The sequence below is a fragment of the Halopseudomonas nanhaiensis genome (assembly GCF_020025155.1).
Lineage (GTDB): Bacteria > Pseudomonadota > Gammaproteobacteria > Pseudomonadales > Pseudomonadaceae > Halopseudomonas > Halopseudomonas nanhaiensis.
Genome location: NZ_CP073751.1, coordinates 2651780 through 2665252, shown reverse-complemented (window position 1 = coordinate 2665252; position 13473 = coordinate 2651780). Strand labels below are relative to the sequence as shown.

The 13473-nt window shown below is 59.7% G+C and carries 16 protein-coding genes; 14 read left to right on the top strand and 2 right to left on the bottom strand.

Going from position 1 to position 13473, the window contains the following annotated elements; all coding sequences use genetic code 11:
• Window positions 1–37 precede the first annotated feature (37 nt).
• Window positions 38–1330: an OprD family outer membrane porin gene (locus tag KEM63_RS12075; protein ID WP_223651964.1), complete on the bottom strand. Its 1293-nt coding sequence runs from the start codon at window positions 1328–1330 to the stop codon at window positions 38–40.
• Between the two features lie 270 nt (window positions 1331–1600).
• On the opposite strand from KEM63_RS12075, the gene KEM63_RS12070 reads away from it, so the two are divergent.
• Complete coding sequence (locus tag KEM63_RS12070; RefSeq protein ID WP_223651962.1) at window positions 1601–2032, top strand: HIT domain-containing protein; 432 nt, start codon at window positions 1601–1603, stop codon at window positions 2030–2032.
• Complete coding sequence (locus tag KEM63_RS12065) at window positions 2029–2241, top strand: SlyX family protein (protein WP_223651959.1); 213 nt, start codon at window positions 2029–2031, stop codon at window positions 2239–2241. Before KEM63_RS12070 ends, KEM63_RS12065 begins: the two co-directional genes overlap by 4 nt.
• A 59-nt stretch (window positions 2242–2300) precedes the next feature.
• Here KEM63_RS12065 and KEM63_RS12060 read toward each other — a convergent pair whose 3' ends face one another.
• The gene (locus tag KEM63_RS12060) at window positions 2301–2771 is read right to left on the bottom strand and encodes a Dps family protein (RefSeq protein ID WP_223651954.1); all 471 of its coding nucleotides are present in this window, start codon (window positions 2769–2771) and stop codon (window positions 2301–2303) included.
• Between the two features lie 213 nt (window positions 2772–2984).
• Here KEM63_RS12060 and aspS point away from each other — a divergent pair, with 213 nt between their 5' ends.
• From aspS to ybgF, 12 genes are all read left to right on the top strand, one after another.
• Window positions 2985–4760 (top strand): aspartate--tRNA ligase, encoded by a 1776-nt coding sequence (gene aspS, locus KEM63_RS12055; protein ID WP_223651952.1) that lies wholly within the window; start codon window positions 2985–2987, stop codon window positions 4758–4760.
• A gap of 197 nt (window positions 4761–4957) precedes the next feature.
• On the top strand, window positions 4958–5704 hold the full coding sequence (locus tag KEM63_RS12050) for a YebC/PmpR family DNA-binding transcriptional regulator (protein ID WP_223651950.1): 747 nt from the start codon (window positions 4958–4960) through the stop codon (window positions 5702–5704).
• Window positions 5705–5809: 105 nt separating this feature from the next.
• The gene (gene ruvC / locus KEM63_RS12045; RefSeq protein ID WP_223651948.1) at window positions 5810–6337 is read left to right on the top strand and encodes a crossover junction endodeoxyribonuclease RuvC; all 528 of its coding nucleotides are present in this window, start codon (window positions 5810–5812) and stop codon (window positions 6335–6337) included.
• 15 nt (window positions 6338–6352) lie between these two features.
• Window positions 6353–6958, top strand: coding sequence for a Holliday junction branch migration protein RuvA (gene ruvA / locus KEM63_RS12040; RefSeq protein WP_223651947.1), 606 nt, complete (start codon window positions 6353–6355; stop codon window positions 6956–6958).
• A 31-nt stretch (window positions 6959–6989) separates the two neighbouring features.
• On the top strand, window positions 6990–8033 hold the full coding sequence (gene ruvB / locus KEM63_RS12035; protein WP_223651945.1) for a Holliday junction branch migration DNA helicase RuvB: 1044 nt from the start codon (window positions 6990–6992) through the stop codon (window positions 8031–8033).
• Between the two features lie 74 nt (window positions 8034–8107).
• Window positions 8108–8575 carry a tol-pal system-associated acyl-CoA thioesterase gene (gene ybgC, locus KEM63_RS12030; protein WP_223651943.1) on the top strand — a complete coding sequence of 156 codons (468 nt, stop codon included), beginning with the start codon at window positions 8108–8110 and terminating at the stop codon, window positions 8573–8575.
• 4 nt (window positions 8576–8579) lie between these two features.
• The gene (gene tolQ, locus KEM63_RS12025) at window positions 8580–9251 is read left to right on the top strand and encodes a protein TolQ (RefSeq protein WP_223655874.1); all 672 of its coding nucleotides are present in this window, start codon (window positions 8580–8582) and stop codon (window positions 9249–9251) included.
• A 12-nt stretch (window positions 9252–9263) separates the two neighbouring features.
• Window positions 9264–9710, top strand: coding sequence for a protein TolR (gene tolR, locus KEM63_RS12020; protein WP_223651941.1), 447 nt, complete (start codon window positions 9264–9266; stop codon window positions 9708–9710).
• On the top strand, window positions 9707–10756 hold the full coding sequence (tolA, locus tag KEM63_RS12015; RefSeq protein ID WP_223651936.1) for a cell envelope integrity protein TolA: 1050 nt from the start codon (window positions 9707–9709) through the stop codon (window positions 10754–10756). Before tolR ends, tolA begins: the two co-directional genes overlap by 4 nt.
• Complete coding sequence (tolB, locus tag KEM63_RS12010) at window positions 10756–12066, top strand: Tol-Pal system beta propeller repeat protein TolB (RefSeq protein ID WP_423747799.1); 1311 nt, start codon at window positions 10756–10758, stop codon at window positions 12064–12066. Before tolA ends, tolB begins: the two co-directional genes overlap by 1 nt.
• Window positions 12067–12106: 40 nt before the next feature.
• A complete protein-coding gene (gene pal / locus KEM63_RS12005; RefSeq protein ID WP_223651934.1) occupies window positions 12107–12607 on the top strand; it encodes a peptidoglycan-associated lipoprotein Pal in 501 nt (166 codons plus the stop codon).
• A gap of 5 nt (window positions 12608–12612) precedes the next feature.
• A complete protein-coding gene (ybgF, locus tag KEM63_RS12000; RefSeq protein WP_223651932.1) occupies window positions 12613–13422 on the top strand; it encodes a tol-pal system protein YbgF in 810 nt (269 codons plus the stop codon).
• Window positions 13423–13473 lie beyond the last annotated feature (51 nt).

Genomic DNA, 13473 nt, shown 5'->3' with positions numbered 1-13473 from the left:
CGGCCGGAGCCGGGTTTTCTTCAACTACGGTCGGGGATTACAGCAGATCCCAGGAGTAGGAGACGATCAGACGATTCTCGTCGATGTCGCCGCCATCCAGATTTGCGTCCTGGCGAACGGTAGCGTTACGCCACAGTACGTTCAGGCCTTCAAGAGCACCAGACTGGAACTCGTAGTTCAGGTGGCTGTTACGCTCCCAGCGAGTATCGCGAGCGACGAATGCGCCCTCGGCTTCGATCGTCGCAAAGCCTGTGTCGATGTCATAGCCGCGGATGTAGCGAGTCATGAAGCTCAGGCCTGGGATGCCGAGGCCTGCAAAGTCGTAATCATAGCGGACTTGGTAAGATTTCTCGTCCTTGGCGTTGAAGTCCGCATACTGAACTGAGTTGGCAAGAAAGATAGCACCGTCTTCATACGCAAAGCGGTTATCACCGCCCATCTGCTGGTATGCAACGGTGAAGCCATGGTTACCCGCGCCTAGAGTGAAGGCGAGAGATCCTGCCTGGTTGTCGTAGGAGGTACCCGCATCAGGAGTTTCGTCAGATGTATCGTAGAAAGCGAACTCAGTGCCGAGCGACAATCCGTCATTGATTGCGAAATTGTGACTCAGACCGACGAAATGGCGCTTCCACAGCTGATCGGCGTCAGATGTATAGAGCGTCGCAGCCAGCTGATCGTTGAAAGTATAGGTGCCGCCGAGATACACGACCTCTTCGTCATCGACGTATGAGGTAAAGACGCCGTCGTACTCAGATGAACCAGCCATATCGCTACGCTTGTTCATGCGACCGGCTTCGACGAACAGCCCGTCGATCGAATTATTGGCGACGCTGTAGCCCTGGTAGTGGTTCGGCAGCAGGCGAGCGTCGTCGTAGGCGATGACCGGATTTTCCGGGAAGTGGACGCCATAACGCAGGACGGTGTCGCCCAGGATGTTGGCTTTTACGGCGCCACGGATTTCGGAGTACTCGTTTGGAACATTGTAATCCGGGTCGCTCGAATCGTTCGGGAGAATCCCGGTTCCACGTCGTCCGTTGCCGCTGTCGAGCTTCAGGCCGCCCATTGCGGTCACGTCAAAGCCAAGGCCGATCGGGCCCTGGCTGAAGCCGGACTGGAAATCAAGCAGAAGGCCGGTAGCCGCTTCTTCGCGCTTGCCGCCGTCACGGAAGTCACGGTTGAAATAAACTGTGCGGCTGTTGAGGGTGGCAGAAGCGCCCTCGACGATGCCCTGATTTTCGGATTCGGTTTGCGCTACAGCTTGCGACGCGATCAGGCCGTTGCCCATGGCAACCGCAAGCGCGATCGAACTCCATTTGACTGCATTTTTCATTGTGTACTCCTTCATCAAAAAAGCTTGAGGCTACTGTTATCGTTACCGTCTGTTCTTATTATCGGCCCGACTCTAAAACATCGCATGCGAATATACAAAAGCAATAGCTTGAAAAACAGTGATTTGTCGCAAACTCCTCACAAGCTGTCGCATCCGTCCCGCGTTTCGCTTTCCCGCGATTGCCGCGACGCGCAGCTATATTAACCATCTTTCAGGCGTGGCTGAAATATCTGCAAATGCCTGCGCCCCCCTGATCTGGAGCGGTAAACCATGTTCGAACTTCACCCGCAGCTCGCTCAGGACTGTATTGCGGTAGGCGATCTTCCGCTTTCGCGGCTCCTGCTGATGAACGATTCCCAGTTTCCGTGGCTGATTCTGGTGCCTCGGAGGCGGGAGGTGACCGAGTTGTTCGAGCTGAGCGCTGCCGACCAGGCCCAGCTTCAGGCGGAAATGTCGGGCCTTGGGCAGCTATTGAAAGACACATTCAATGCCGACAAGATGAACATCGCCGCGTTGGGGAATATGGTGAGTCAGTTGCATATACATGTGGTCGTTCGATTTCGTGTTGACCCGGTCTGGCCTGCACCAATATGGGGCAAGTTGCCCCCGGTGCGTTATGAAGGCGAAGCGCTTGAACAACGCCTTGCCGAACTCCGCGCGGTGCTGGGGAAACACTTCAACTTTGTGGAGGCCGACAAATGAGCGATCTACTGGAACACAGACTGGCGGACCTCGAAGCGCGCCTCGCGTTTCAGGACGACACTATCCAGACCCTCAATGACATGGTCAGCCGACAGCAGATGGAGTTGGACAAACTGAGCCGGGCCATGGAATTACTGGCGCGTCGGCAGGCGGATATCGCCGCGTCCATCCCGGTTGACGCCGAGGATTCACCTCCGCCGCATTATTGACGAGCGTCCGGGTCTGCAGCGACCAGAAGCGGCGCGGGAATCAACCCGCGCCGTAGCGCTCAGGTCTCGAGAAGGCTGCGCAGCATCCAGGCTGTCTTTTCGTGTACCTGCATGCGCTGCGTGAGCAGGTCAGCGGTTGGCTCGTCATGTGTGCTGTCGCAGATCGGGAATATGCTGCGAGCGGTCCGGACGCACGCCTCGTGACCCTCCACCAGCAACCGAATCATTTCCCGCGCCTCCGGCACACCCTCATCTTCCTTGATTGAACTCAGCTCGACGAACTGCTTGTAGGTGCCGGGAGCAGGGAAGCCCAGGGTGCGGATGCGCTCGGCGACGTCATCCACCGCCAGCGCCAGTTCGGTGTAGTGCTGCTCGAACATCACGTGCAGCGTCTGGAACATCGGACCCTTTACGTTCCAGTGAAAGTTGTGGGTTTTCAGATATAGCGTGTAGGTATCTGCCAGCAGGCGCGACAGCCCCTCCGCAATCTTGCCGCGGTCTTCTTCGGTTATGCCGATGTCGATCTTCATATCCACTCCTCTTGATATGCGGTTTCTTCGTGTTTCATCGAACAGTATAAGGGTAGCCGGTAAAGCCTCAATGCTACGAAACGACGCGGCGCGCAGTGGCCCGACTTTTCCCGCGGAGGCAAAATATCGGGTATATTATTGCGCTTTTATCCGGGCGCTCCGCGAGCTGACAGGCCGATGGCGCCGAATCGTCGAACACAGGAACACCACACCATGATGCGTACCCACTATTGCGGCCAGCTGAACGAATCGCTGGCTGATCAGGAAATCACTCTCTGTGGCTGGGTCCACCGCCGCCGCGATCATGGTGGCGTGATCTTCCTTGATATTCGCGATCGTGAAGGCCTCGCTCAGGTGGTTTTCGATCCCGATCGGGAAGACACCTTCGCTCTGGCGGACCGAGTGCGCAGCGAATACGTCGTCAAGGTGCGCGGCAAGGTGCGTCCGCGCCCGGCAGGCGCAGTGAACCCCAACATGGCTTCCGGGGCGATCGAGGTGCTGGGTTACGAACTGGAAGTGCTGAACCAGGCTGAGACCCCTCCGTTCCCGCTCGACGAATACTCCGATGTTGGCGAGGAGACCCGTCTGCGTTACCGCTTCATCGACCTGCGTCGTCCTGAAATGGCTGCCAAGCTCAAGCTGCGCTCGCGCATCACCAGCAGCATCCGGCGCTACCTTGACGAAAACGGCTTCCTGGACGTCGAGACGCCGATTCTGACGCGCGCCACGCCGGAAGGGGCGCGGGACTATCTGGTGCCAAGCCGCACCCACCCGGGCAGCTTCTTCGCTCTGCCGCAGTCGCCGCAGCTGTTCAAGCAGTTGCTCATGGTTGCCGGCTTCGACCGCTACTATCAGATCGCCAAATGCTTCCGTGATGAGGACCTGCGTGCCGACCGCCAGCCGGAATTCACGCAGATCGATATCGAGACCAGCTTTCTTGACGAAGCGGACATCATTGGTCTGACCGAAGGCATGATCCGCGGTCTGTTCAAGGAAGTGCTCGATCTGGATCTTGGCGACTTCCCGCATATGACGTTCGAGGAAGCCATGCGTCGCTATGGCTCCGACAAGCCGGATCTGCGCATTCCGCTCGAGCTGGTCGATGTTGCCGATCAACTCTCCGAAGTCGAATTCAAGGTATTCAGCGGTCCGGCCAAGGACCCGAAAGGCCGCGTCGCGGCACTACGGGTGCCGGGCGCTGCCGGCATGCCGCGCAGCCAGATCGACGACTACACCAAGTTCGTTGGCAACTACGGCGCCAAAGGCCTGGCCTATATCAAGGTCAACGAGCGGGCGAAGGGCGTCGAAGGGTTGCAGTCGCCCATCGTCAAATTCATTCCCGAGCAGAACCTGCAGGTCATCCTGGACCGGGCAGGCGCCGTGGATGGCGATATCGTGTTCTTCGGTGCGGACAAGGCCAAGATCGTCAGCGACGCCCTGGGCGCACTGCGCATTCGGCTGGGCCATGACCTCAAGCTGCTCACCTGTGAGTGGGCGCCGCTCTGGGTGGTCGACTTCCCGATGTTCGAGGAAAACGATGACGGCTCGCTGTCGGCCCTGCATCACCCGTTCACCGCGCCGAAGTGCTCGCCGGCAGAGCTCAAGGCCGATCCTGCTGCAGCGCTGTCGCGTGCCTATGACATGGTGCTCAACGGCACCGAACTGGGCGGCGGTTCGATCCGTATCTACCGCAAGGACATGCAGCAGGCGGTATTCGACATTCTTGGCATCAGCCCCGAAGAGCAGCAGGAAAAGTTCGGCTTCCTGCTCGATGCCCTGAAGTATGGTGCGCCGCCGCATGGTGGCCTGGCGTTCGGTCTGGACCGTCTGGTGATGCTGATGACCGGCGCCAGTTCGATCCGCGAGGTCATCGCGTTCCCGAAGACGCAGAGCGCAGCAGACGTCATGACTCAGGCGCCGGGCGCAGTGGACAGCAAGGCGCTGCGCGAACTGCATATTCGTTTGCGCGAGCAGCCGAAGGCGGAGTAAGCGGGGTTTCTGCAGCTCTCAGCAACCATAATGCCGATTCGCGCTGTGAGGCGTGTGATTGCGACGGACCGTCGGCGCCTAGGACGGGCGCCGCCGAGCCTACAGGGATGTATTCACGGCGTGGCCGGCGCAGTCGCACGACTTGCTGCGCCAAGCGCTGATCTCGCATCACAAAAGAAAGCAATCCGGAGAATCTCATGGCCGGTCATTCCAAATGGGCCAACATCAAACACCGCAAGGCGGCGCAGGATGCCAGGCGGGGCAAGATATTTACCAAGCTGATCCGTGAGCTGACCATCTCGGCGCGCCTCGGCGGGCCGGTACCAGCGGACAACCCTCGGCTCCGCTCGGCAGTCGACAAGGCGTTGGGTTCGAACATGACCCGCGACACCATCGATCGGGCGATTGCCCGGGGAGCCGGCAGCAACGACGCCGACAATATGGAAGAGCTGACGTACGAAGGCTACGGCGCCGGTGGCGTGGCCATCCTGGTTGAAGCGATGACGGACAATCGCAACCGTACGGTCGGCGAGGTGCGTCACGCCTTCAACAAATGCGGTGGTAATCTTGGGACAGACGGCTCGGTGGCCTACCTCTTCACGCGCCGCGGCCGCATCAGCTATCTGCCGGGTGTCGACGAGGACGGTCTCATGGAGGCTGCGCTGGACGCAGGCGCGGAAGACATCGTCAGCAACGATGATGGATCGGTGGACGTCTACACCGCCTTCGAGGAGTTCGGGGCCGTCAAGGACGCGCTGGACGCTGCGGGATTCGCCAGCGAAGCTTCAGAGGTGAGCATGATTCCCTCGACGACCACGCCGCTCGACGCTGATACTGCGGAGAAGGTCATCCGTCTCATCGACATGCTCGAAGACCTCGACGACGTGCAGAATGTGTACAGCAACGCCGAGATTTCGGACGAGGTCATGGATCAGCTGGGCTGACCCGTTCTCACTGGACGATGGGAGGCATTGCCTCCCTTTTTCATTTGCGGCATCGTGTCGCCCAGAAGGACCCGCGCGTTTCCCTCGGCTAGGACTTAGGCACACATGGCATTGATACTCGGGGTAGACCCTGGTTCGCGCATTACCGGCTTCGGCATCGTACGGGAGGAAGCCGGGCAGTGTTCCTATGTCACCTCAGGATGCATACGCCTTGGCGATGGTCCGTTTCCGGAGCGTCTCAAGCGAATCTTCGAATGTCTCAGCGAGCTCATCGAACATCATCGCCCGACGGTTCTGAGCATTGAACAGGTTTTTCTTGCACGCAATCCGGACTCCGCGCTCAAGCTTGGCCAGGCACGGGGAGCGGCAATAGTGGCAGCGGTCAACGCCGGGCTCGTAGTGAATGAATACACGGCGCGGCAGGTCAAGCAGTCCGTGGTGGGCACCGGGGCAGCCGACAAGACGCAGGTGCAGCATATGGTCACCCAGTTGCTCGGGTTGTCCGGCACGCCGCAGGCGGACGCAGCCGATGCCCTGGCGATCGCTCTCTGCCACGCCCACTCCGCAGCTCTGCATGCACAACTTGGTGGCGGCCTGATCGGCCTGCGCGCCGGTCGTATGCGCCGCCGCTGACAACAGGAATCAAATGTGATCGGCAGACTCACCGGCATCGTGCTGGAAAAGCAACCTCCCTTCATTCTGCTGGATGTACAGGGCGTCGCCTACGAGCTCGATGCTCCGATGAGCACCTTCTATGAGTTGCCGGCCGTCGGTGAGCGGGCGGTGCTGCATACACACATGGTGGTGCGCGAGGATGCCCAGCTGCTCTATGGCTTTTCCCACAAGCGTGAGCGGGAGCTGTTTCGCGAGTTGATAAAGCTCAACGGCGTCGGACCTAAGCTTGCCCTGGCGCTGATGTCCGGGCTGGACGTCGACGAACTGGTCAGGGCTGTCCAGGCGCAGGATACCTCGGCGCTGGTCAAGGTTCCGGGTGTTGGCAAGAAGACCGCCGAGCGCCTGCTGGTGGAGCTCAAGGACCGGTTCAAGGCATGGGAAGCACTACCGGGACCACTCAAGACACTCGGGCCGGGCAAGCAGCCAGCGCAGCCGGCGTCGCAATCAAGCGATGCAGTCAGCGCTCTGGTCTCTCTGGGTTACAAGCCCCAGGAAGCGAGCAAGGCAGTGGCCGCAATCGAGGAAGACGGGCTCAGTAGTGAAGAGTTGATTCGCCGTGCACTCAAGGGCATGGTGTAGCCATTTACAGCGTAACGCGCACGGACCTGACATGTTGGAAGAAGACCGCCTGATCGCCGCCTCGCCGCGGCAGCAGGAAGAAGTGATCGATCGGGCGATCCGCCCGTACCGGCTTGCCGACTATATCGGCCAGCCCACCGTGCGCGAGCAGATGGAGCTGTTCATCAAGGCGGCCAAGGGGCGCGGCGAGGCGCTCGACCATGTGCTGATTTTCGGTCCGCCAGGCCTGGGCAAGACCACGCTGGCAAACATCATTGCCCAGGAAATGGGCGTGAAGATCAAAAGCACCTCCGGTCCGGTGCTCGAGCGGGCCGGTGATCTGGCCGCCATGCTGACCAATCTGGAAGCAGGGGACGTGCTGTTCGTCGACGAGATCCACCGTCTGTCTCCGGTCGTGGAGGAGATTCTCTATCCCGCGATGGAGGACTATCAGCTCGACATCATGATCGGCGAGGGTCCTGCTGCACGATCCATCAAACTCGACCTGCCACCGTTCACCCTGGTAGGCGCGACCACCCGCGCCGGCATGCTTACCAATCCGCTACGTGACCGTTTCGGTATCGTCCAGCGCCTGGAGTTCTACGGCGTCGACGACCTGTCCACCATCGTATCCCGCTCGGCCGCCATCCTCGGGTTGCAGCTCGATCCCGCAGGCGCCAGGGAGGTGGCCCGACGTTCGCGCGGCACGCCGCGTATCGCCAATCGCCTGTTGCGCCGAGTAAGGGATTTTGCCGAGGTACGCAGCGAAGGCGCCATTACTCGCGAAGTCGCGGATCAGGCACTCAATCTGCTCGACGTGGACGAGCAGGGGTTCGATCACATGGACCGCCGCCTGCTGCTAACGATGATCGATAAATTCGATGGTGGGCCGGTAGGTGTAGACAGCCTCGCCGCCGCTATCAGCGAGGAGCGCCACACCATCGAGGATGTGCTTGAACCCTACCTGATTCAGCAGGGGTTCATCATGCGCACCCCGCGTGGGCGTGTGGTGACCCGTCATGCCTATCTGTATTTCGGCCTCGATCTGCCTGCACGGATGGAACGCAATACACCGGATCTGTTCAGCGACAGCTGAAATCCGGCCGATGAAAAATATTTTCGTTTTGGCGAGACTTCCCACTATGCAAACGTTCGTCTTGGCTCTACATTATGCGCGCTGACAGTCCTGGGCCGCCATTCGCGCTGAGAGCCCGTGTCTATTTTGAAGATACCGATGCCGGTGGCATCGTCTACTACGTCAATTACCTCAAATTCATGGAGCGTGCGCGAACCGAGCTGGTCCGCTCCCTGGGGTTTGATCAAAGCGTCTTGCAGCGCGAAAACATCATCTTTGTTGTGCATTCCGTTTCGGCGCGCTACCACGCGCCCGCACGATTGGACGATGAACTAGTGATAAGCGCAGCGGTCTCGGAACTCAAGCGAGCGAGCATCCGCTTCGTTCAGCAGATCCACCGTGCCGATGGCACGCTGCTGTGTGAGGGTGAAGTATTGGTCGCATGCGTAAGCGGCGACCGCTACAAGCCCAGAACCATACCCGCTGCGTTGGCCGAGGCATTTGCCGCCAGCAGGCAGGAAACACGTGATACCGAGCAAGGAGTGGTAGATAGTGCAAGCTGATCAAATGTCGATGTGGCACCTGGTATCCAGCGCCAGCGTGCTGGTGCAGCTGGTTATGCTGACCCTCATCGCCGCATCCGTCGCTTCCTGGATCATCATCTTTCAGCGCACCACCACGTTGCGTGCCGCCAAGAGTTCTCTGGATGACTTCGAAGAGCGTTTCTGGTCGGGGATCGATCTGTCCAAGCTGTACCGCCAGGTAACCGGCACACCGAACGCGGATTCGGGTCTGGAGCAGATCTTTCGCGCCGGCTTCAAGGAGTTTTCCCGCATGCGTCAGCAGCCGGGTGTCGATCCGGACGCGGTCATGGACGCGGTACAGCGGTCGATGCGGGTAGCCATTTCCCGCGAGGAAGAGAAGCTCGACAGTCATCTGTCGTTTCTCGCCACGGTAGGCTCGACCAGCCCGTACATCGGCCTGTTCGGTACCGTCTGGGGCATCATGAATTCCTTCCGCGGTCTGGCAACCGTCCAGCAGGCGACGCTTGCCACCGTCGCTCCCGGTATTGCCGAAGCGCTGATCGCTACCGCGATTGGTCTGTTCGCTGCGATCCCGGCGGTTATTGCCTACAACCGCTTCTCCGCTCGTTCGGAAATGCTGATCGGCCGGTATTACACCTTCGCCGACGAATTCTCCAGCATCCTCCACCGCCGCGTGCACGCCAGCGAAGAGTAATCGGGAGACTTCATGCAGGTTCCAGGCAGACGCCACAAACGCAAACCGGTCGCAGAGATGAACGTCGTGCCGTATATCGACGTCATGCTCGTCCTTCTGGTGATTTTCATGGTCACCGCGCCGATGCTCAATCAGGGGGTCAAGGTTGACCTCCCTCAGGTATCGAGCGAGGTGTTGCCATCTGATAACAACCAGCAGGTGCTGACACTGTCGGTGCTCGCGGACGGCTCGTATTTCTGGAACCTTGGTGAAAGTGTCGACACGGAGAACCAGACCGATAGCGCGATTTCCCTGGAGGAGATGGTCGAGGGCGTGAGTAAGATCATACGTGCTCGTCCGGATACCCAGGTGTACATTCGTGGCGATCAGGCGGCCAACTATGGAGTGGTTGTCTCGGCGATGGCCGGCTTGCAGCAAGCCGGCGTGCCCAACGTCGGATTGATTACCGAGGCGCCGTGAACACACGCGAAGACCACCCGCGCGAGGGCGGAACCGGGCGATTTACCGCGTCGGCTATCAAGGCGGTTGCGCTTCACGTCGTGGTGGCGGCATTGCTGTTCGTTTCGTTCTCGTCGGCCCCTGAATTCGAGCCCGCCAAGCCGATCGTGCAGGCTCGACTCGTTCAGCTAAACTCGAAAAGTCCGGCCACCACGCAAACCAATCAGCGTATCGCCGGGGAAGCTGAGCGTACGGCTGCGCCGACGCACGAAGCCGAAGAGCTCGAGCGCAAGAAACAGGAACAGCAGGAAGCGCAGGAAGCTGCCAGTCAGGCTGCTGCAGACAAGGCCCGCCAGGAAGCTGCGGCCGCTGCGCAGGCCGAGCGGCAAAAGCAGGTTGCTGCAGCGCGCGCCGAAGCGGAAAAGACCGCCAAGCAGAAAGCCGAGGCGGAAGCCAAGCGTCAGGCAGATATTGCCCGCAAGCGCGCCGAGGAAGAGGCGCAGAAAAAAGCCGCCGCAGCCGATGCAGCCAAACAGAAGGCTGCTGAAGACGCCAAGCGCAAGGCAGCGGAAGAGGCCAAGCGAAAGGCGGCCGAGGATGCCAAACGCAAGGCTGCTGAGCAGGCGAAGAAGAAAGCCGAGGCCGACCGCGTAGCTCGAGAGAAGCGCGAACAGGAAGACGCACGGGCCCGAGCTCTGTCGGAGCTGCTCGCGGAAGAAACCCAGTATCAGCGCGCCCAGGCCGACCAGATCGGCGATGAGGTTGCGGCCAGTTTTGATGATGTCATTCGCCGCTACGTCAGCGAGCAATGGCGTCGACCGCCTACAGCGCGCAACGGCATGGTGGTCGAAGTGCGCATCAGCATGTTGCCCACGGGCCAGATCACCGATGCGGTGGTCACCCGGTCCAGTGGTGACGCGGGCTTTGATCAATCCGCGGTGCAGGCAGTCAAGAACGTCGGGCGGATCCCGGAGATGCAGCAGCTGTCGCGGGAAAACCCGGCCATCTTCGATCGCGACTATCGCAACAAGCTCTTGCGATTCAGACCAGAGGACTTATCGTTTTGATGACTTCAAAGAAACTCGGCGGACTGTTCGTCGCACTGGTCATGTTTTGCTTCGCTGCCCTTGCGCAGGCGCAGAACGTGATCGAGATTACCCGTGGTACGGACCGCGCGACCCCCATCGCGGTCGTACCCTTTGGTTGGAGTGGCAGTGCTCCATTGCCGGAAGATCTGGCGCAGATCACGGGCCAGGATCTGTACAACAGCGGCATGTTTGCCCCGTTCGATCGTCAGAACATGCTCAGCTATCCTACGCGGGCCGAGGAAATATTCCCCCGCGACTGGAAAGTGCTCGGCGTTGATTACGTCGTGGCCGGGCGCGTTACGCATGACGCCGCGGCTGATCGCTATGAAATCGCCTATCACCTGTACGGGGTAGCGCGCGAAGAGCTGCTCATGTCCAAGACGGTCAGCGGGTCGCGCAGCCAGCTGCGTGATCTCGCGCATCATGTCAGCGACCAGGTGTTCGAAGAGCTCACCGGTACGCGCGGAGCATTCAATACCAAGCTGCTATACGTTTCCGCCGAACGTTTTTCCGTGGACAACACGCGCTACACGCTGCAGCGGTCCGATTACGATGGTGCCCGTGCGGTGACCCTCCTGCAGTCGCGCGAGCCGATCCTCAGCCCGAGCTACGCCCCGGATGGCCAGCGTATCGCCTATGTATCCTTCGAATCGAGACGGCCGGAAATCTACATACATTACGTGCAGACCGGCCGCCGCGAGCGCATAACCAGCTTCCAGGGGCTCAACGGAGCTCCGGCCTGGTCCCCCGACGGCAAACGTCTGGCATTCGTGCTGTCCCGCGACGGTAATCCGGAAATCTACGTCATGAACCTTGAGACCAAGGAAATGCGCCGGGTGACCAACCATTTCGCAATCGATACCGAGCCGACCTGGATGGACAACGACACCATCGTGTTCACCTCGGACCGTGGGGGGCGCCCGCAGATCTACAAACAGAACATCAACAGTGGCGGAACAGAGCGGTTGACCTTCGTCGGCAACTACAACGCCAATGCCAAGCTATCCTTCGACGGCCAGACCATGGTCATGGTCCATAGACAGGATGGTTACCAAAACTTCCGTATTGCTGCGCAGGATCTCAAGCGCGGCAATTTGAAGGTATTAACAGAAACGTCGTCGGATGAGTCACCCACTGTTGCACCCAACGGCACTATGTTAATTTATGCTACCCGTCAACAGGGACGGGGCGTGCTCATGCTGGTCTCAACCAATGGTCGTGCACGGTCGGAGATTCCGACACAGTTCAACGACCTGCGCGTACCATCATGGTCCCCATACCTGCCTTAGGGTGCCAATACCAAACCATGGGGTTTTCAGGAGTTTTAAGATGCAAGTTATCAAGTTCGGCAAGTTCGCAGCTCTGGTTGTAGCTTTCGGCGTAGTTGTTGGTTGTTCCTCCAAGGGTGGTGACGCCGCAGGTACTGGCGCTGTCGACCCGAACGCAGGCTACACCAGCAGCGCCCCGACCTCCGGTAGCGACATGAACAGCGAAGAAGCTGCTCTGCGCGCCATCACTACGTTCTACTTCGAGCTGGACAGCTCCGAGCTGAAGCCGGAAGCGATGCGCGCTCTGGACGTTCATGCGCGTGACCTGAAGTCCGAAAACAACAACGTCGTTCTGGAAGGTCACACCGACGAGCGCGGCAGCCGTGAGTACAACATGGCTCTGGGCGAGCGTCGTGCTGCTGCCGTTCAGCGCTACCTGGTTCTGCAAGGCGTTTCTCCGGCCCAGCTGGAACTGGTTTCATACGGTGAAGAGAAGCCGGCTGCCATGGGTTCGGACGAAGAGTCCTGGGCTCAGAACCGTCGCGTAGAACTGCGTAAGTAATAAGCATGAAAAAAGGATACAGGGGTTATGCACTTGGTCTGGCGCTGTTGCCGCTTTCGGTAACAGCCCAGGTACCGGTCTACGATGGCAGCTCTGGTGGTTATCAGAACGGCCAATCGTCAGCCCCTGCGTCCTCGCAGTCTGCAGCTGGTCTCTCGATGGAGGGCCAGCTCATGCAGCAGCTTTATCAGCTGCAACAGGAAGTATCCATGTTGCGTGGTCTGGTGGAAGAACAGGAGCACCGTCTCAAGCAGATGGAGCAGAACCAGCTCGATCAGTACGAGGATCTGGATCGCCGCCTGTCCGCTCGCACCAATGGCAATATGGGGTCAACTGCGCCCGCCGATGCTGGTACGACCAGTGACAGTGACGAGCAGGTGGTTGATGCCAGAGGTCCTGTACAGTCGCCTGCTGGCGAATCGACCGCTCCGGCCGATCCGGCGCGAGAGAAGTTGATGTACGAAGCTGCATTTGACCTGGTCAAGCAGCGTGATTTCGAGAAAGCCGCCATGGCTTTCAGCGCTTTCGTGCGTCGTTATCCGGATAGCGAATATGCCGGCAACGCACAATACTGGTTGGGGGAAGTTCATCTCGCCCAGTCAGATCTTCAATCAGCCGGCCAGGCGTTTGCCCAGGTCCCGGCGCGCTATCCCGGCCACCGCAAGGAAGCCGATGCGCTCTACAAGCTCGCCGATGTCGAGCGGCGCCTCGGTAATGCGCAGAAGGCCAGAGAGCTGTACCAGGAAGTGCTGTCCAAGCACCCCAATACCTCTGCCGCCCAGCTTGCCCGACGCGATCTCGAGTCGCTCGGCTAGATACGGCCTGCCTTTTTTGTCCTGCCTCGGCTAAACTAGGCGCCCTCTGAA